General features: G+C 58.4%; 16 protein-coding genes. 9 read left to right on the forward strand and 7 right to left on the reverse strand.

Annotated features, from left to right (window positions below):
- Positions 1 to 5: 5 nt before the first annotated feature.
- Together EXY20_RS22940 and EXY20_RS22945 are read right to left on the reverse strand one after the other, a co-directional pair.
- Positions 6 to 824, reverse strand: a complete 819-nt coding sequence (locus EXY20_RS22940; RefSeq protein ID WP_135554444.1) for a hypothetical protein — start codon at positions 822 to 824, stop codon at positions 6 to 8.
- A 13-nt stretch (positions 825 to 837) separates the two neighbouring features.
- Entirely contained in the window at positions 838 to 2,835 is a 1,998-nt protein-coding gene (locus tag EXY20_RS22945; protein ID WP_135554486.1) for a M1 family metallopeptidase, read from the reverse strand.
- Positions 2,836 to 2,998: 163 nt separating this feature from the next.
- Between EXY20_RS22945 and EXY20_RS22950 the strand changes: the two genes are divergently transcribed.
- Both EXY20_RS22950 and EXY20_RS22955 read left to right on the forward strand, forming a co-directional pair.
- Positions 2,999 to 3,550, forward strand: coding sequence for a CcdC protein domain-containing protein (locus EXY20_RS22950; RefSeq protein WP_135554445.1), 552 nt, complete (start codon positions 2,999 to 3,001; stop codon positions 3,548 to 3,550).
- 103 nt (positions 3,551 to 3,653) lie between these two features.
- Positions 3,654 to 4,154 carry a YwhD family protein gene (locus EXY20_RS22955; protein WP_135554446.1) on the forward strand — a complete coding sequence of 167 codons (501 nt, stop codon included), beginning with the start codon at positions 3,654 to 3,656 and terminating at the stop codon, positions 4,152 to 4,154.
- 163 nt (positions 4,155 to 4,317) lie between these two features.
- Here EXY20_RS22955 and EXY20_RS22960 read toward each other — a convergent pair whose 3' ends face one another.
- A complete protein-coding gene (locus tag EXY20_RS22960; RefSeq protein WP_135554447.1) occupies positions 4,318 to 6,372 on the reverse strand; it encodes a transglycosylase domain-containing protein in 2,055 nt (684 codons plus the stop codon).
- A 238-nt stretch (positions 6,373 to 6,610) separates the two neighbouring features.
- Between EXY20_RS22960 and speE the strand changes: the two genes are divergently transcribed.
- A complete protein-coding gene (gene speE / locus EXY20_RS22965) occupies positions 6,611 to 7,438 on the forward strand; it encodes a polyamine aminopropyltransferase (protein ID WP_135554448.1) in 828 nt (275 codons plus the stop codon).
- A 729-nt stretch (positions 7,439 to 8,167) separates the two neighbouring features.
- Positions 8,168 to 9,061, forward strand: a complete 894-nt coding sequence (locus tag EXY20_RS22970) for a transposase (protein ID WP_135554449.1) — start codon at positions 8,168 to 8,170, stop codon at positions 9,059 to 9,061.
- A 581-nt stretch (positions 9,062 to 9,642) separates the two neighbouring features.
- On the opposite strand, the gene EXY20_RS22975 is transcribed toward EXY20_RS22970, so the two are convergent.
- The 3 genes from EXY20_RS22975 to EXY20_RS22985 are packed head-to-tail and all read right to left on the reverse strand — an operon-like array spanning position 9,643 to position 12,901.
- Entirely contained in the window at positions 9,643 to 11,154 is a 1,512-nt protein-coding gene (locus EXY20_RS22975; protein ID WP_135554450.1) for a glycoside hydrolase family protein, read from the reverse strand.
- A 20-nt stretch (positions 11,155 to 11,174) separates the two neighbouring features.
- Positions 11,175 to 12,017 (reverse strand): carbohydrate ABC transporter permease, encoded by an 843-nt coding sequence (locus EXY20_RS22980; RefSeq protein WP_135554451.1) that lies wholly within the window; start codon positions 12,015 to 12,017, stop codon positions 11,175 to 11,177.
- The gene (locus tag EXY20_RS22985; RefSeq protein WP_135554452.1) at positions 12,014 to 12,901 is read right to left on the reverse strand and encodes a carbohydrate ABC transporter permease; all 888 of its coding nucleotides are present in this window, start codon (positions 12,899 to 12,901) and stop codon (positions 12,014 to 12,016) included. Before EXY20_RS22985 ends, EXY20_RS22980 begins: the two co-directional genes overlap by 4 nt.
- 119 nt (positions 12,902 to 13,020) lie before the next feature.
- Between EXY20_RS22985 and EXY20_RS22990 the strand changes: the two genes are divergently transcribed.
- The 3 genes from EXY20_RS22990 (at position 13,021) to EXY20_RS23000 (ending at position 15,359) form a co-directional block, all read left to right on the forward strand.
- Entirely contained in the window at positions 13,021 to 13,449 is a 429-nt protein-coding gene (locus tag EXY20_RS22990; protein ID WP_167859449.1) for a DUF1934 domain-containing protein, read from the forward strand.
- Between the two features lie 43 nt (positions 13,450 to 13,492).
- Positions 13,493 to 14,365 carry a helix-turn-helix transcriptional regulator gene (locus EXY20_RS22995; protein WP_167859450.1) on the forward strand — a complete coding sequence of 291 codons (873 nt, stop codon included), beginning with the start codon at positions 13,493 to 13,495 and terminating at the stop codon, positions 14,363 to 14,365.
- 112 nt (positions 14,366 to 14,477) lie between these two features.
- Positions 14,478 to 15,359, forward strand: a complete 882-nt coding sequence (locus tag EXY20_RS23000; protein ID WP_135554455.1) for a phytanoyl-CoA dioxygenase family protein — start codon at positions 14,478 to 14,480, stop codon at positions 15,357 to 15,359.
- 2 nt (positions 15,360 to 15,361) lie between these two features.
- Here the strand turns inward: EXY20_RS23000 and EXY20_RS23005 are convergent, their stop codons facing one another.
- On the reverse strand, positions 15,362 to 16,534 hold the full coding sequence (locus EXY20_RS23005; protein WP_235886156.1) for a S8 family peptidase: 1,173 nt from the start codon (positions 16,532 to 16,534) through the stop codon (positions 15,362 to 15,364).
- Between the two features lie 396 nt (positions 16,535 to 16,930).
- Between EXY20_RS23005 and rpoE the strand changes: the two genes are divergently transcribed.
- Together rpoE and EXY20_RS23015 are read left to right on the forward strand one after the other, a co-directional pair.
- The gene (gene rpoE, locus EXY20_RS23010) at positions 16,931 to 17,515 is read left to right on the forward strand and encodes a DNA-directed RNA polymerase subunit delta (protein WP_135554456.1); all 585 of its coding nucleotides are present in this window, start codon (positions 16,931 to 16,933) and stop codon (positions 17,513 to 17,515) included.
- Between the two features lie 198 nt (positions 17,516 to 17,713).
- The gene (locus EXY20_RS23015) at positions 17,714 to 19,315 is read left to right on the forward strand and encodes a CTP synthase (RefSeq protein ID WP_135554457.1); all 1,602 of its coding nucleotides are present in this window, start codon (positions 17,714 to 17,716) and stop codon (positions 19,313 to 19,315) included.
- Positions 19,316 to 19,399 lie beyond the last annotated feature (84 nt).

Raw genomic sequence — 19,399 nt, forward strand, 5'->3', positions numbered from 1 at the left:
CACGGTTACGCCGCTGCCTTGTCCTGGAACAGCTTATGCTGCGCGGCCAACTCCCACAAGCGCAGCAGCGTTTGCAGCAGCCGGTACGCCTGATAAGCGAGCAGCGTCCAGAAGCCGGCCCAGACGAAGGTGGCGGTCATCGCCGCAGCGGCGACGCCAAGCGAGACGGCGAGCAGCAGCAGCGTCAGCGCGATGATCGGCGCATAGCAGCGCAGCGTGACCGCAAGCGATCGGCCGAGCGAGAGCTGCTCCGTGCGGGCGAACTGCAGCAGCGTGAACAGCAGCTTCACGGCGAAGCCCCAGGCGAGGCAGCCGGCCGCGTAAGGAAGCAGCTCGCGCAGCAGCGCTTCGAAGCTGGACGCGTGCGCGAGGAGCGCCGTCGCCTTCGGCGCGAGATAAGCCAGCGGGGCGCAAGCCAGCGCCGTCTGCAGCAAGTAGTAGAGCGTAAACGAGCCGCCCAACTCGCGAATGCCTTTCATGAAGCGGTAGCCGGCGTTCAAGTGAGTGTTCGCCAGCGAGTAGTAAATGCCGGCGTTCAGCAGCGGCGTGACGATCATGCGGATGGCCAGCAGGATGCCGAGCAGCCACACGTAGTCGTGGCTGAGATCGGTTTTGATCAACCGAAACTCGCTTTCCGCGGCGAACAGATGCGACTGGGCGGAGGACACTGCCGCGCCTGGATACCGCTGCAGCAGCGGCTCGACGATCGAGCTCGCCAGTTCGTACAGCGCAAGCGCCCATCCGAAGCGGTACACCGCCATCGCCAGCAGCAGAAACTTCTGCCGCAGCGCGGCGCTCCAGCCTTCCTTCATATAACGCAGCATCGAACGTTTCACCTCACCAGGCGACCCAGCCGAACAAGGTCTCCACAATTTTTTCCACGCCTACGTTCAAGCGGATGCGCAATGCGGGGTCGGTATCCTTTTGCAGGAAATTGTTGATATGACGGTTCTCCAACACCATGGTGTATGACGGATCGACCATCGCCCAATCGACCGGGGCCGTGTGAGTCAGGCGGAACTGCACTTCCCGGCCGTCGCCTTCCCAAGTCTGGTCGTTCGTCGTGCCGTCGCTGAAGTGGAAGCGCACCGGCACCGACGCGACATTGCCGCCCTGCTTGCTGAGCCGTACCAGGCTCTCGTACAGCTGCCGGCCTTGCTCGTCTTTCTGCGCGAGCTTGCGAGTCTGAATGGCGTCGACCGAGACGTCCACCATTTCGCCGCCGTAAACGTACTGGTTGAAGAAGTCGCTCCACGGCTTCTTCGTCACCGACTCCAGCACCGCCTGAAAATCCTGCGTCGACGGATGGCGGAATTTCCACTTCTGGAAGTAGGTGCGCATCACCTTGGCCATCGCCTGTTCGCCGATGTCGCGTTCGATGGCGCCGAGCACAAGCTTGCCCCGGATGTATACGTTGTCGGCATATTGGCTGTGATCGCCGTAATCCCAAGCGTTTTGCCGGAGCGGCTCGGGAGAGGTGACGTAGCTGCCTTCCAGCGCCAGGTTCGGCTTTACGCCGTAGTCGCGCTCCATCACCTTGTCTTCCGCATACGAAGTGAAGCCTTCGTCCAGCCACGCTTCCTCGAATTCGTTGGTGGCGACCATGCCGTACCAGTATTGATGGCCGATCTCGTGCACGAGGACGCGCTCTAGGTCGAGATCGGGCAGTGCGTCCGCTGCCCCCCAGGCGGTGACGAGCGTCGGGTATTCCATGCCTCCCGCGCCGTTGCCGTCGGCCGGGGGCACCACGATCGACAGCGTCGAGTAGGGGTACGGGCCATACCATTCGCTGTAGCGGGCGAGCGCTTTTTTGGCGGCCTGCAGGTAGCGGGTTTTCAAGCCGGCGTGTTTCGGGTCGAGGTACAGCTTGATCTTCACCCCCGGCACATTCGGCGTCGAGAAGGGCTCTTCCGCATACACGAAGTGGGGCGAGCCGGCCCAGGCAAAGTCATGCACATCCTCGGCGTAAAAATAGTACGTCTTCACGCCCTTGGCTGTCGTGGCCGGGCGGGTGGGAAAACCGGTGGCGGCGACGGTGTAGCCTTCCGGCACGGCGATCTTGACGTCGAACATGCCGAAATCGGCGTAAAATTCCGAGTTGCCGTGGTACTGGTGCAGGTTCCAGCCTTCCTCCGTCCTGCCGCGCGTTCCGGCCGGCTCGTAGACGGCCAGCTTCGGGAACCATTGCCCGGCCATGTAGAAATCGCCGGCGGTTCCCATGCGGGCGAACACAGTCGGCATGGCGACGGCGAAGCCGAGGCGCAGCGTCGTTTTGCCGCCGGGCTCGACCGGATGCGGCAGCACGACCTTCATCAGCGTGCGGTCGTCCTTGTTGCCGTCGTCGGGCTGCACGAAGCTGGTCAGCATCGACAAGTCTTCGCCTTGCTCCGTGGCGATTGACTGTACGCTCATGCCGCCGACGCTGCCTTCCTTCGCTTTGTCGCCGCGCAATTGACCGCCGGATTCGCGATTGAACGTCGTTTTCTTCGACTCGAAAGCATTCGGGTACAAATGCCAATACAGCTCGCGCACCGGCTGTTTGCCGGGGTTGGTCCAGGTGACCGTTTCGAGGCCTTGCAGCGACCGGTTGTCCGTGTTCAGCGCGACGGAAATGTGATACTCCACGAGCCGTTTGCTGAGCGGGGCGGCCGTATTCTGCTCCGGCGTCGTCGGCGTGCCCTGCAGCACGGTATCGCTGCCGGCCGGCAGGTTGTCCAGCCGCGCGGCGGCCGACTGGTGCGGCGGCTGCGGATGGATTTGCGGGTATGCGATTGTCGTCACGGTAAACGCGAAGGCGAGAGCCAAGGTCCATTGCCACGTACGGCGGGCTATCATTCGATTCATCCATTTTCACCCCGTTGACAAGCGTCTACAGCATGTATATGTGGGCAAGCCGGGGATTATTTCTGGCGGAACGGCGGTTTTTTTGCGCTTTCGTCTGCCGGCCGATGTTTGCTACAATAGAAGCACTCTATATTGCCGGACTGGAGGCTCCGCCATGAACCACCTCGGACAAGTCGCGATCCCGACGCTGGTGATCGCGTTCGTCATGTACCGCCGCATTCGCCGCTCGATCGGCTTCCAGCAGTTCCGCGCCGGGCGGCTGAAGTTTCGCGTCGGGATGCTTGCGCTCGTCGGTTTGCTGCTGCTGGCGACCGGTTACACGCATCCGATGCGTTACCTCGCCGATGCCGGCGGCATTCTTTGCGGCGCGGTGCTGGCCTATTACGCCATTCGCCACTCCGAATTCGAGCGGCGCGAGAATGGCTTGTATTACCGGACGCATACCGGCATCCAGATGCTTGTCATCGCGCTGTTGGTTATCCGCATCGTTTATCGCTTCGCGTTTGTCCAGAACGGCATGCCGACTGCCGACGATCCTGCGGCCGCCAACGACCCGACGCAGATGTGGGCGGGCGATCCGTGGACGGCGGCTGTATTTTTCGTAATGCTGGCGTATTATGCGGGGTATTACACGTTCCTGCTGCGGCAGGAGAAACGGGAACGGTTTGATGCGGGCGGCCCCGGCGAACCGAAATCCGCCGAATAATCGCACAAGCCGCTTCGGTGGCAAAATGGCGCCACATGCTGTATTGTGATAATGTGCAACAGAAACGCAGCGTACTTACGACAAGCAAGGACGGTGTTCCCTCTTGGAATTGAACGATAAAGGCAAAAAACCGCTGGCGCTCAACATCGTCAGCAGCAAAGTGCAGCATAAAGGGTTCGGCGCCGGGTCGATCGACCTGAGCAACGTATCCGGCATCATTATCGACGGCGACGAAGTATATCTCGACGACGGCACGCTGCATGCGAAGAGCAAGATCGAGAAGGGGATCAAATTTTCCCCGAACAAGGACGACGTGCCGAACGGGCGCAAGTGCTGGATCGTCTGGATCGCGATCGACCGCGGCGCGGAAGGGGCGAGCTACGGCGGCGCGGCGGCGTGCGAGATGCTGATCGACACGGAAGCCCGCCGCGGCTGGAAAATTCTCGCCGACCACGTCAACCGGATGGATAAGGCGATGAAGCGGCATTTCCTGCTGGATGTGCTGGACGACGAGGAGAAAGCCGGATTGAAGGCCTTTTTGATCGGGCACAACCCGGAATGGTGGGAGCGCTCGGACAGTGCGTTGAAGGAAGCGTTAAGCTGACGGCACGGCCGGGGTCCATTTATGGCAATTGTGTGTCAGCGGTTGTCGCCGTATGGCGTGCGGATTATACTAGGGAAAGTGTATGCACCGCCATATACTAGGACAGCAAAAAAGCAGACCTCGGTCTGCTTTTTTGTGTTGCCCGCGACCGGAAGAGGTCGGGTTAGTCGCGCCACCAGCGCTTCAGATCGCTCCACCAGGAGCCGGAGTCGCGGCTTTCCTTGCCGCTGCCTGTTTCTTCCCTGTCGCCGCCCGTATCGGCGCAGTAAGCGGTTGGTTCGGTGCCGGCGACGAACGTTTCCAGCCGAGAGCCGTCCGAGCAAGCCGCATTCGCCAGTTTGCCGCTGGCCGGGTCGATATAGGCGGTTACGACGCCGTCCGGTATGGCAAACAGCTTCGGCGGCACGGCCGCAAGCGCGTTCTCCGTAAACGAGGCAAAAATCGGCGCCGCCAAATGAGATTCCACCGCGCTGATGCTGCGTGCCTTGTCGTAGCCGACCCACACCGCCGTGGCCAGCTCGGGCGTAAACCCGACCATCCACGCGTCCGTGTTGGTTGTACCGGTTTTGCCCGCGACCGGGCGTTTGAGCGTGTCTGCCACTCGGTAGCCGGTGCCGCCTTCCTCGAAGACGCTTTGCATCAAATTCGTCAGCACGTAAGCGTAAGCAGGAGCGAAGACGACCTTGCGTGCAGGATTCGCTTCATATAGCACCTTGCCCGATGGGTCCTCGATGCGCAGAATGGCCGTTGGCTCGGCTTTTTCGCCGCCGTTTGCGATGACGCTGAAGGCGGCGGCCATTTCGAACGGGCTCACCGGATACGTGCCCAGCGCCAGCGACGGCAGCGGCGAAAGCGGGCTCGTAATGCCGAGCTTGCGTGCACCCTCGATCACTTTGTCGGCGCCGACGCCGACGATCGTGTTGACGGCGTAAATATTGTCCGACTTCGCTATCGCCGTCCGCATGTCGATCGGCCCGTTCTCGTAGAGGCCGCCGTAATTGCTCGGCGTATACGTTTGTCGGCCGTCGTCGTACGTGAACGTCGTCGGTTCGCTGCGGAACTGAGTGAGCGGCGTAAAGCCGTTCTCCAACGCCGTCAAATAGACGATCGGCTTGAACGAAGACCCTGGTTGCCGCGTTGTGGCGAATGCTCGGTTGAACTGGTTGTCGGCATAATTGCGGCCGCCTACCATCGCCTTGATGTAGCCTGTGCGCGGGTCGATCGCCACCAGCGCGGCTTGCAGCTCGCCGCTGTCGGGCAACTCCTGTGCGACCGCGGCTTCGGCCGCTTTTTGCATATCCAGATCGAGCGTCGTATACACCTTGATGCCGCCCGAGTCGAACAGCGCCTCGTCGATGCCGAGCTGCTCCGTCGCCACTTGCCGGACGTAATCGCGGAAGTACGGAGCTATTGCGGCCTGATTTTGCTGCTGCGGTACAATGTCGATCGGCTCGGCATAAGCCTCGTCCGCTTCTTCCTGCGTGATGTCGCCGAATTTGGCCATGGCATCCAGAATGAGCTTCTGCCTGTCTTTTGTATTGGCCATATTCAAGAAGGGCGAATAAAACTTTGGCCCCTTCGGAATACCTGCGAGCAGGGCGCTTTCGGCCAGCGTCAAATCCTTGGCGTCCTTGTGCAGAAACAGCTGCGACGCGGCTTGAATGCCGTATGTCGCATGGCCGAAATAAATTTGATTCAAATATTGCTCCAAAATTTGATTTTTCGACAGCTGCAGTTCGAGCCGCATGGTGTAAACGGCTTCCTTGATTTTGCGCGACCAGGTGCGCTCGTGGTCGAGGTACAAGTTGCGGGCGAGCTGCTGGGTGATCGTGCTGGCTCCCTGCTCCATCGACATCGTGCGCAAGTCGGTCATGAGCGCCCGCGCCACTCCTTGCGGGTCGATGCCGTAATGCTCGTAGAAGCGGTGATCCTCGATCGCCAGCACCGCCTTGACCAGCCATGGCGACACGTCGGCCAGCGGCACCACCGAGCGGTTCTGCCCTTCGTACATCGCGTCGATCACTTCGCCGCGAGCGTCGTAAAGCATCGACGTTTGCGCCACCGTTGCGGCCGGCAGTGCCTGCGAACGCCAATAGAGCAGCAGCAGAAACAGGCCCGCCAGCGTGATGACGGACAACGAGGCGAAGAGCGACGCAAGCTTGCGCAGACGGCGCAGCAGGCGGCTTGGGGCGGCGGGTTTGCGGTGCTGTTCGGGCATGGCGGCGCCAGCTCCTTTTTGGGCGGATAGGATCGGGTCACTCCTTAGTATGGAAAAAGTCGGCAAACACTATACCAGCGCTAACAAGCCGCGTATTATTTTTTTGTAAAAGAGGGGCAGCGCCTTCGTTCCTTCCTTGCAATTTTGGGGTGTTCCACTATAATACAATGAGGTGCATGACAGGACGGGAACGACCCGGCGGACAGGCCTGATTACGATGAGGAAAGAGGCGAAGATCATGGAATTGTGGTACACGGAGAAACAGACGGAAACATTCGGCATCACAGCCAAAATACGCGAAACGCTGGTAACGGAAAAAACCGATTTCCAGGACCTCGCGATTATCGATACGATGGAATTCGGACGCATGCTCGTGCTGGACGGCATGGTCATGACGACCGTAAAGGACGAGTTTGTGTATCATGAGATGGTGGCGCACCCGGCGCTATTCACGCATCCCAACCCGGAACGCGTGCTCGTTGTAGGCGGCGGCGACGGCGGCGTCATCCGCGAAATCATGAAACACCCAAAAGTGAAAAAAGCGGTGCTAGTCGACATCGACGGCAAAGTCATCGAATACTCGAAGCAGTTTTTGCCGGAAATCGCCGGCGAACTTGAAAACCCGCGCGTTGAAGTCATCGTTAACGACGGTTATATGCACATCCATGACCACAAGAACGAATACGACGTTATCATGGTTGACTCTACCGAACCGGTGGGACCGGCGGTGGAGCTATTTTCCCGCGGTTTCTATCAGGGGATTTACGAGGCGTTGCGCGAGGACGGCATTTTCGTTGCTCAGACGGACAACCCGTGGTTCAAAGCGGATTTGATCCAAAGCGTCAATCGCGACGTCAAAGAAATTTTCCCGATCGTGCGCGTGTATTGCGCCAACATCCCAACGTATCCAAGCGGCTTGTGGACATTCACAATGGGCAGCAAAACCCATGACCCGCTCGCCGTCGATCCGAATGCGATTCCGGACATTCCGACTCGCTATTACACGCCAGAACTGCATCGAGCGGCGTTCGCGCTGCCTCGCTTCGTGGCCGACCTGGTCAAATAATTTCGCCAGCCGCTCCTCCTCTTGTGGGGGAGCGGTATTTGTTTCCTGACGTACACTTCTTATTCGCAGTCCGTCATGTTTCGTACATCGCCGACTCCCAACTCCAAGTCCCTCAATTCCAAACGTCTTAGTTCCGCTTCTCCAGTTCGAATGTTATTCCTTCGCGTCGATATTTCGGTTGCCCATCTCAACCGCCCATCTCAACCGATCCATCTCAGTTGGCCCCTCCACAACCGAATCCTCCCCGGTCGCCGTATGTTTCCGTTGTGCTGCTCCAAACTTGCTGTCGACTCATCGAGCACGTTACCCCAGCCGCCAACTCCTTTTGTCGATTATCCCATTAACTCAATTCCCACCGAAAGTATCTCTGTCGTCAACTCCTTTTGCCGGGTATCCCATTAACTCAATTCCTCCGAAAGTATCTCTGTCGTCAACTCTTTTTGTCGGTTATCCCATTGACTCAAATTCCTGATAGTACCCCTCTTGGAGAGAAGGGCAATGCTGAACGAGCCGGGTCCGAGTGGGTGCTCGCAACTTTCACGGCGTGCGGGGATCGTTACTTCGCAAAAACATTAACCAAAAAGCGCTTGAAATACGAACGTATGTTTGATAAAATACAAAAAAAGGAACAAGTGTTCTTGACTTGGATTGGCTTTTCGGAACTTCAGGACTTCAGGACTTCAGAATTTTGGCTGTTGAGATTTCGGGACTTTGGGGAGGATATTGGCGATGCAAGCTTGTATGCCCATTTCGTTGCGATTGGATGGTGCCATGTCGCGGGAGCAGTTCGATAGCCAATTTGCAACCGAGGAAGCTTGTGCGGATTATTTGATTAAGCTCCGTTGGCCGGAAGGATATAGTTGTTTGCGCTGCGGTTCGGGGAATACCGGTTGTCTCCGTTCTCGCCGGTTGCCTCTATTTGTATGCCGGGACTGTCATTATCAGGCTTCTCCCATCGTCGGAACCGTAATGGAGCGCAGTAGTACTTCACTGCGGGTCTGGTTTCTGATTTGCTTTTTGTCCTCGCAATCGGCGTTTCGCATGAACGCCGCAGCGATCAGCCGTGCAGCTTCCGTCACATACAAGACCGCGTGGCTGATTCTTATGAAGCTGCGGCAAGCTATTGCGGCAAGCGATGCACGGCACCCGCTTACAGGTGCAGTGACGGTCAACTCTGCCTTCGCTTCCGAGCGCGACTGCTATTCCAACCAGAGAAACCGTCGTGATGCCCCCGTGCTGATTGGGGCTACTTTCCATGAGTCGGGGAGACTCCATCGTCTGAAGATCAAGCTCGTTCCCTTGCCTCATATGGAGGAGAAGCGGGTGCTGCCGGAAGGTACCGCCGCTTTTACGGAGCGCCATGTCACCGCGGGCTCGTTCGTGCGGAGTGTGACAGCACGATTTACGGCCCGAAGAAACAAACTGCTGCTTCCTCACTTTGAGCGTGCACTTCAATGGGTGCATACGACATACGGTGGCATCGGCAAAAAACATTTGCAAGTATACCTTGATGAAGTTTGCTTTCGCTTGTGTGCGGTCCATCGAGGCAAATCGTGCTTTTCGTCATTCGTACGACTTTGTGCCACTACGACACCGTTTCCGTACGCTGCCATAGTTGCTTGACATTCCAATATGACGGAGTTTACTTGCATCATTTGGGTTTTGCCTGATTTACCGGACGAACCCGATCAATCGACTAATCCTCATCTCTGATTAACCGGCTTCATCCGATTAAGTTACACCACTCGACTAGTCTGCGCCATTCAATTGTTTGCGTCACTCGACTGACTGCGTCTACCGATTCGCCAATATTATCCGATTTGCCCGCTTCGCCGGACCCTCCCAAGCTACTTGATTGCCAGAAGCATCTCACCTGAATGTCAGAAGCATCCCACCTGAATGTCAGAAGCATCCCATCTGAATGTCAGAAGCATCTCACCTGATTGCCAGAAGCATCCCACCTCATTGCCAGAACATCCGACTTGCCGAGATCGTCTGTTCAGCTACCGCCGGCCAAGTTCCAGGAGCAAAAAATTGAGCCAACGGGATAATGGACAAATGGGGCTGCCAGATCAAATAACATCCCTCCCTCAATGCAGGGAATCTCCTGCTTCGCTAACCGGTAACCGATGTATTTGAGCCGACGGGATAACGGGCAAAAGGGGCTGCCGAGTAACGAATGACTAATAACGAGTAACGAGTCACTACTTGATGCAGATAAGTGCCACAGCCGTGACAGTGGCGCCGCTGTCGAGGCCGGTGAATACGAAGGTGTGCATCAAGCCCCCGTCTTCCTGGATGGTCACATCGTCTCCAGGCGCCGGGCTCCATCGGCAACCGCCTTCACGAACGCTCTGACTATCGCCCGCATTCGCACTCTCACTTTCGCGCGCACTCCTGCCATTGACAATGACGTCGGAAGGCAACGTTGTTTCACGAACGGGCGTCAACATGGCTGTCAAAGCGGCTTCGCGGGCGACGCGATCCGCAGCGTTCATAACGGTCACGCGTACGACGAGTCCATCCTCTTGGTGAACAAGCCGCAGGCGGATCGCGATGCCGTCGGGCAGCGTCGTTTCGAACCAGAGCGAGCCGTCAGGGTCCGGCCCCAGCCAACGCACAGCCGACTGGCGATCCAGCGACGGGAAGGTGAGCTTCCACTCGCCGCGCCCGTCGCTTGCGGCAAGGTGGGCGCCATTGTCGTCGATCGTCGCCCGCAACGGCGTCGATACCGCAGTGCCAATGCCGCCTTCGCCGTAACCGTTGCCGGTGTAGAACAGCCGATATGAACCGTCTTCTCGTGTAACGACGGACGGATATTCGACCATTTTGTTCTCCCAGTCGTTTGCCGCCCAACCGCTGCCTCTCGGGCCAAGCTGCAGGTTGTCGCCGTAATGAGTACCCCGGTTCCACGTCAGACCGTCCGCCGATTCGGCGTAACAGATCGAATAGTAGCCCCAGCGGGTGCCGATTGCCGAATACCACATCTGATAGGTGCCGTCCAACAAGCGGCGTACGACTGGCCCGGCGACGGCGATGTTTTCGTAGTCGTGCTGCGGGTTGCGGAGCATAACGGCGCCACGCTTGATCCAATGGAGGCCGTCGTCGGAAACGGCCAGGCAAATGCGCTTCTGCTGGTCGAGGAAGACATCGTCGCCCAGCGTCGGACACCCCGTATAGTAAAACCGCCATTGCAAGCGGCCGTCCACATCGGTCACACGCAGCACCGAGCCGCCGGCGATGCCTTGGCAATCGGGATCGCCTTCTACTTTCGTGCGCGCCAGCAACGGTCCCGTATCAAGCTTCACCCAAGGGCCGCCGTCGCGTGATTCCGCCACGCAAATGCCCGGGAACGCGGACAAACCTTTGCCCACGCCGCTGTTCGCCGTGTAGTAAAGCCGGCGCAGGCTGTCGACCATATCTACGATGTGAGGCAGCACGCACCAGTTGGCATCGATGCTCCCCGGCGTCCCGTTGCTCAACTGGACGCCATGCCGCTCCCAAGCGGCGATATTGTCTTCGCCGGCCTCCGCCAGGCAAATGCGGCGGCGCCCTTCGTTATCGGCGCCCGCATAATACAGGTCGTAGCGGCCATCCTCGCGAACGACCGCCCACGGGTTCATGCAGCAAGTGCTGTCATAAGCGCTCCCCGGCAGCGGCGGCAACACCGGATTGTTCGCATCGCGCAGCCAGGCGGTATTGTATTTGAGCTTCATCTGCATAAACCTCCGTCTGTTTATCCTTTGACCGAACCGGCCGTAAGCCCTTTGACAAAATATTGTTGAAAGAACAGGAACAGCACAACGAGCGGCAGCAAGACCAGAAAGAAGCCGCCGAACAACAAACCGAGATCGGTCATGCCCTCGGTCGAGAAAAATTTATACAACATCAGCGTGATCGTCGGATAGTCGCTTGAGTTGAGAATGACGAGCGGCAGCAACAAATCGTCCCAAATGTAAATGATTTGGAAAATGGCGACGGTGGCGGTTACCGGCTTCAACAGCGGCAGCAAAATGACGGCGAATGTCCGCAGCGGCGAACTGCCGTCCATGACAGCCGACTCCTCCATTTCGCGGGAAATGCTCTTGATGAACCCGGTATACATGAAGATGGCGAACGGTGCGGTTACTGCGACATACACCATGGACAAGCCGAAGATGTTGTTGTACAGCTCGAACCGCTTCAATACGAAGATCAGCGGGATAAAAGCCGACTGGATCGGCAGCAAAATAAAGGACGTATACAGCCAAAACATGCCGTCGAAGAAACGACCGCGCAGCCGTGCGATCGCATAAGCGGCCAGCGCGGAGAAAAACACGCTGTAGCCGACGCTCATCGCGGCAATAGCGACGGTTACGCCATATGTCCGCAGCAGCTCCATTCGCTCGAAGGCGTGAACGAGATTGTCGAAGCCGGCTTCGAAGCTCGGGAACGCAAGCGGATTGCGGCCGATTTCTTCCTGCTTCTTGAACGCATTGATCAGCACGGTATAGAGCGGAACGCTGTAAAGCAGCGCGAACAGCAGGAACACAGCCTCGCCAACGATCAAGCCGAAATTGCGATGGTTGCGGTTGTTCATCCGTGCACCGTCCCTTCGTACTTTTTGGACAGAAACACAAAAACGAACGTAATCACAAGAACGACACCCGTAAGTACAAAAGCGCCGGCCATACCGTAGCCGAGCTCGGAGCTCTGGAAGGCGTTGCTGTAAATGCGGATGGCCAGCGTTTCACTTGCATTGGCCGGACCGCCGCCGGTCAATGCGAACGGCAGGTCGAACAGTTTAAGCCCGTTTGCCAACCCGATCAACACGTTGATGGTGATGCCCGGGGCGATAAGCGGAAGCACGATGCTGCGAAACCGCTGCCAGGCATTCGCGCCGTCAATCAGTCCGGCCTCCTTGAGCTCGTGCGGCACCGTCTGCAAGGCTGCCAAGTAAACAAGCATGACCGGTCCGACGATTTGCCAAACGGCGATGCCGATCACGGTCCAAACGACGTTGCCCGGTGTATCGATCAACAGCAGCTTGACGTCGCGGCCGAGCAATTCGCTCAGCACTTTGTTAATCATGCCGTTGTTGGCGTCGAGCATGTATTTCCAGATGAAGGCGGCGACGACGATCGGAATCAGTTTCGGGATGAAGAAGAGCGCCCGCAGCGCCTTCTGCGTACGGAAGGCGCGATCGAGCGCCAGCGCCAGCGTCAACCCGAACAGATTGGTCAGCAGCGCGATGCTGAAGCCCATGAACAGCGTGCGCTTCAAAGCGCGCAGGAATGAGGCGTCATCCATAATGATGCGGTAATTTTCCAGGCCGACATAGGTGATGCGCCCGATTCCCGTCCAACTCGTCAAGCTCAGCGCAATCGTTTGCATCGATGGTACGACCAGAAACGTCAGCATCATGGCGGAAATCGGGAGCAGGAAGACGACCCCGGTCCAAAAGTATTTGTTCGTATCCAGCATCGGGTTATGCGATCGCAGCGAGAGGAAAGATTTGTGCGAGTAAAGCGGCAAATCTGTACGATATGATATAATGATTTTTCAGATCGATGCTATTCAGCGAAGCAGGAAGTGGGATAACCATGACGGAAGCCGTACAAGTGCCGCTGACGATTGCCGGCGGCAGCGAAGACGATCGGATCGAACGCCGAACGCAGGCGGATTTATACCGGAAAGGGCAACATGTGTATTTGCGTTATTCCGAACTGGAAGAGGAGATGGGCCGCACGACGACAACGGTGCGCCTCGGTCCGGACGGCGTGCGCATCATTCGCCACGGCGACGTGCGCTCGGAGCAAACGTTCTCGGCCGGCGAAACGCATCGCGGCTATTACGAAACGGCGCACGGCAAGGTGGAGTTGGCAACGTCGACCCGCGAGCTGCACATGCGCCTGGAGGAAACGGGCGGCGACGTGCAGTGGCGGTACGAACTGTCCGTTTCCGGAGACCCGGCGGGCATGTTCACCCTGCGGCTGTCCTACGGATCGAATGGGGAAGGGCAAACGTCCTGACCGCAGCCGGGCACGGCATGCGGACGAAACGGAGGGAACCATCATGGAGATCCGGATCAAGTTGGGCGACCGTTATTTGACGATCGACCATTTGACGACCAATTTAATGAAGGATCGGCTCGACAGGCGGGGCGACCTTCACTCTCATCCGGTCTTCCATTTTATGTATATTCTTGAAGGCAGCGGGGTGTTTACGGTCGGCGGCTATACGACCGATGCGAAGCCTGGCATGCTCTATATCGTGAACCCGGACGTGCCGCACAAGTTTTATTTCGGCAGCGACGGCCCGCTGACCAACCTGGAGTGCACGTTCCGCCTGACGGACGACACCGGCAAAGCGGCCGTCGTCGACTTCTTCGACGAGTGCGGGTTTGCGGTAACCGAAGAAGGCCGCCATACGCCGTACGCCGTGCCCGCCCGCTTCAAGCCGATGCTGAGCGAAGGCTTCGAGCATGTGATCGACGCTTTCACGAGTCCCCGCCTGCAGCAGCATGCGGACATCATGGTGGCGGACCTGTGGGCGCGGATCGAAACGGTGCTGCGGACGATGCTGCAAGAAGGCGGCATGATCGAAATGACGGACGACACGGTCGCCAGCGTCAAACGATTCCTGCTTGCGAACCGTCACCGCCCCGTCAAGCTGAAGGAAGCCGCCGACTTCGCCCATGTTACGCCCAATTACTTGTGCCGGCTGTTCAAGGAACAGTCCGGCGATACGCCGATGGGCTACTTGCAGACAGCGCGCATGCGCGAGGCGGAGAAGCTGCTCGCTTACACCGATCTGCCGATTTACGCGATCGCGGAGCGGCTCGGGTATGAGGAGCCGTCGTATTTCGCGCGGGTGTATCGCGAAACGTACGGGCAGTCGCCTCAAGCGCACCGCCGGCGAATGGTGGCGGAAAACAGGATAAAATAGTCCGCTTCCCGGGCAATATTATGCCTTCTGCCAAGCGGCGCCTTTTCCTATACTTAGGGTAATTCCGATCGGCTGCAGCGAATCGGGAATTTCCAACCGGGGGGAAACGTCAGTGGCGCTTACGATCGAACAAATCGTCGATTTTCAAACCAACGGGTATTTGATTGCGGAGGATATATTCGCCGAAGAAGATTTGGCGCCGGTCATCGCGGAACTGAACCGGGCGATTGACGAACGCGCGAACGAGCTGTACGCGCAAGGCAAAATTACCGACCGATGCGAAGGCGAGCCGTTCGAAACGCGCATGGCGTCGCTGATGCGGCAATCGACGGAAGTGGGCCGCGGCTTCGATATTATGTATTTGCTCGGCCCCGCCATGTTCGAGTTTCTGCACAACCCGAAGCTCTTGGACGTGGCCGAATGTTTGCTGGGCCGCGACGTGTCGTGCAATCCGATTCAGCATATCCGGCTCAAGACGCCGTGGAAAGGCGAAGGCGAACAGCCGATCGGCATGGAGAATGTGCCGTGGCACCAGGACGCCGCGGTCACGACCGAAGATTCCGAAGCGTCGGAAATTATCACGTTCTGGATTCCGCTGGTGGATGCGACAGCCCGTACGGGCTGCATGCAGGTGATCCCGCGTTCGTTCCGTCGCGGCTACCTGACCCACCAGGCCGCAGGCGGCACGACGATCCGCGGCGACCTGATGCCGGGCGAGCAGCCGGTAACGGCCGAGTGCCGCAAGGGCGGCATCGTAATGATGAACAAATACACGCCGCACCGGGGCACGTCGAACCGCTCCGATATCGTGCGCTGGTCGCTCGACCTGCGCTTTCACAAAACCGGCTCGCCGTCCGGCCGCTCCGATCAGCCGTCGTTCGTCGTGCGCGGCAGCGAGGAAGCCGCGGAGCACGGCGCGATCGACTACGAAACATGGTGCGCCCTGTGGCGGGAAGCGCTGGCGAAGCCGATGAAGGGACATCACCGGGTGTAGCGCTAGCTCTTGATGCGCGACAGCGCGAGCAGCGTGCGGTAGGCATTCGCTTCATAAGCGACCTGCAGTTCGTTGCGTACGGTCATAAGAGAGGCGTGCCGCTTGAGCAGCCATTTGATTTGCCGCGGCGTCAATTCCGGCTTTGCGGCCAGCATCAGCGCGATGACGCCGGAGACATGGGAAGTGGCCATCGAAGTGCCGCTCAGCACATGATAGTTGCCGTTCAGCCAGGTGGAGTAAATTTTTTCGCCGGGAGCAAAAATGTCGATGGCCCGGCCGCGGTTGCTGAACGAAGCGATCCGGCTTCGTTTGGTCGTGGCGCCGACCGAAACGGCAAGCGGGCAACTGGCGGGGAAATCGATGCCGCTGCGCTTGCCGTCGTTGCCCGACGAGGCGACGACGATCATGCCGGCATGATAAGCGCTGCGTACGGCGTCCTCCAGGGCGCCGCTCTTTTTTTTCATGCCGAAGCTCATGTTGATGACGCGGATCCGGTTGCGTACGCACCAATAAATGCCGCTGACAATATCCGACACGTAGGCGCTGCCGTTATGGTCGAACGCCTTGACGGCATGAATCGAAGCGTGCGGCGCAACGCCGACGATGCCCGATCGTTTCGCAGCGGCGGCGATCGTGCCGGATATGTGCGTGCCGTGACCGTTGTCGTCAAGCGGCGGCAAATGCGGGTGGACCAAATTGATGCCGCCTTCGAACGAGTCGCGCAGATTGGGATGATGGTAGTCGATCCCTGTGTCGATGACGCCGACTTTGACGCGGCTGCCGGTGCTGAGGGGCCATGCTTCCGGCGCTCTGATCTGGCCGACTCCCCAGGGGATGGCCGGTTTGGGCGTGCGTGGGCGGACAGGTTTTCGTCTGGCGGTCGCCCCGTGGAGCATGCTGACATAAGCGGGCCGATCGTCCGCTTCAATATATGCGATGCAGGAGGCGCCGGCTGCCTTCACGGCAGCGGCGGACCGCAGCCGGCACGAGACGGCGTGGATGAGCGGGAGCGGGGTGACAGCGGCCGCCGCTTGCGCCGGACAAACCGTCCCGATGCCGCTTACGAAACGCTCGTAGTGTTCGGCGGAAGCGAAGCGGATGATATACCGTTTCGTGGAGTCGGATGCGGCGGCCGTTTCACGGACAATGGCCTGGAGCAGAGGTTCGTCATTCACGTCCACATCCCCATTTCGTTCCGAGGGTTAGCAGGTTCTCCGTTATGATATGAAGGGACCGTTGCCGTGGCATGAGGTTGGCGCCTGATTTGAAATAATTAGACGCACACCCGTGTCACTGCGCACGCTCCCACATACGATGAAGGGAGAGACCGATTCCGGCTCTTGTTTCCGGAAGAGGGCGGCGGGTGGCCGACCGGCGTCTTAAGCGGATACAGTCGTAAGCGGAAGCAGCGATGCTTCCGCTTATTCCCGTTTGCGCCGGCCGCTCGAACGATGGCGAATGGCGCGGTTTTTGTTTGCTCCCGGGAGGACGGCATCGAGTTGCATTTTTACATAAAATAAGGTTTACTAGATGAAGATCATTTTGGAAGCCGATGAAGGGGTGTATGTGGAATGAGCAGCCAGTACCAGCTTAAGATAAGCGCGGAGCAGGCACAGGAAATTCCGATGGTCGACCTGGCCTTCGAATTGCTGAAAGCGGCGAATACGCCGTTCTACTACCGCGATCTGATGCTCGAAATCGCCAAAATCAAAGGATTTTCCGACGAACAGGTGATGCAGGTCATCGCCCAAGTATATACCGAAATCAACGTGGACGGACGGTTTGCTTGCGTCGGCAACAACCTGTGGGGCTTGAAACGCTGGTATCCGGTCGACAACAAGTCCGACGACGCGATGGGCAGCGCCAAACGGCCGCGCATCATCAACGACGACGACGACGATCTGGACGACGAGGATTACCAGGAGGAAGAAGAAACGTACGCCTCCGACGAGGAAGACTTCGACACCTTCGACGAAGACCGCGAGGATATTGCGGCTGACGAGGAAGAAGAGGAAGAAGAAGTGTTCGAAGAGGACCTCGACGAGGAAGATCTGGAGGAAGACGCGGAAGAAGGCGCCGAGGAACTGGAAGAAGACGCCGAAGAAGACGATTTCGCCAGCGCCGAAGATGACGAGGACGAAGACGACGACAAATAAGGTGCCGCGCCGCCGCGGCGAAGGCCGGAAGCGGCCTTTCGTTGCCGGCGGCTTGGCTTGACAGCCCCCCTGCGAACAGAGTAAACTATTGCATGGGCTTTAGATTTACAATAATTTTATAAGCGTTTGAATCCAAAGTGCCCCGTGTTCTACGGGTGTCACTTTTTGTTTTTTTTACCAGATACAGGAGGTATCGTTGTGACGAAGTACATTTTCGTGACCGGGGGCGTCGTTTCTTCGCTCGGCAAAGGAATTACGGCCGCTTCGCTCGGTCGGCTGCTCAAAAATCGCGGACTCAAAGTGACGATTCAAAAATTCGATCCGTACATCAATGTCGATCCGGGCACGATGAGCCCTTATCAGCACGGCGAAGTGTTCGTGACGGACGACGGGGCGGAAACCGATCTCGACCTGGGGCACTATGAGCGGTTCATCGACATCAATCTGACCAAAAACAACAACGTCACGACAGGCAAAATTTATTCGTCCGTGATCACGAAGGAACGGCGCGGCGAATACTTGGGCGGCACGGTGCAGGTTATCCCGCATATTACGAACGAAATCAAGGACCGCGTCTTCCGCGCGGGACGCGAAGCCGGCTCCGACGTCGTCATCACCGAAATCGGCGGCACCGTCGGCGACATCGAAAGCTTGCCGTTCCTCGAGGCGATCCGCCAAATCAAAAGCGACATCGGCCGCGAGAACGTCATGTACATTCATGTCACGCTAATCCCGTACCTGAAGGCGGCCGGCGAAGTGAAGACGAAGCCGACCCAGCACAGCGTCAAGGAACTGCGCAGCATCGGCATCCAGCCTCATGTGATCGTGTGCCGTACCGAACATCCGCTGTCCGAGGACATGAAACGCAAGATCGGCCTGTTCTGCGACATCGAAGCGAATGCGGTCATTGAAGCGAGCGATGCCGATACGCTGTATGACGTGCCGCTGATGCTGCGGGCACAAGGGCTGGACGACTATGTCGTCAATCATCTGAAGCTGAAGGCCGGTCCGCTCGATATGACCGAGTGGGAAGCGATGGTCGGCCGGATCAAGCAACTGAAGTACAAGACGCGGATCGCCATCGTCGGCAAATACGTCTCGTTGCACGATGCTTACCTGAGCATTGTCGAAGCGTTGTCCCACGCCGGTTTCGCCTGCAATACCGAAATCGAGCTGAGCTGGATCAACGCCGAAGACGTCTACGAGCACAACGTGGACGATCTGCTCGGCGATGTGCAGGGCATTCTGGTGCCCGGCGGCTTCGGCGACCGGGGGATCGAAGGCAAGATCGCCGCGATTCGTTACGCGCGCGAGAAGAACATTCCGTTCTTCGGCATTTGCCTGGGCATGCAGGTGGCTGTGGTGGAATTCGCCCGCAATGTCGTCGGACTGGCCGGCGCGAACAGCTCGGAGATCAACCCGACGACCGCTTACCCGATTATCGACCTGCTGCCGGAGCAGAAGGACATCGAAGATCTCGGCGGCACGATGCGGCTCGGCCTGTACCCGTGCAAAATTGCCGACGACACGCTGGCGATGCGCTGCTATGAGGACGAGCTCGTCTACGAGCGTCATCGCCACCGGTACGAATTCAACAACGAGTACCGCGAAGCGATGGAAGCGGCGGGGCTTGTGTTCTCCGGCACTTCGCCGGACGGGCGCCTGATCGAAATGATCGAACTGCCCGAGCATCCGTGGTTTTTGGCCGTGCAGTTCCATCCGGAATTCACGTCCCGGCCGAACCGGCCGCAGCCGTTGTTCCGCGAATTCGTGCAGGCGGCGTTTCAGCTGACTCACTAGTTTGATGCATCCTTTCCAATCCCAACCGTCCGGGCATGAGCCAGGGCGGTTTTTCTGTTTTTGACGGGGATGGAAATTTTTCGC

The organism is Paenibacillus cymbidii (genome assembly GCF_004764705.1).
Lineage (GTDB): Bacteria > Bacillota > Bacilli > Paenibacillales > NBRC-103111 > Paenibacillus_AN > Paenibacillus_AN cymbidii.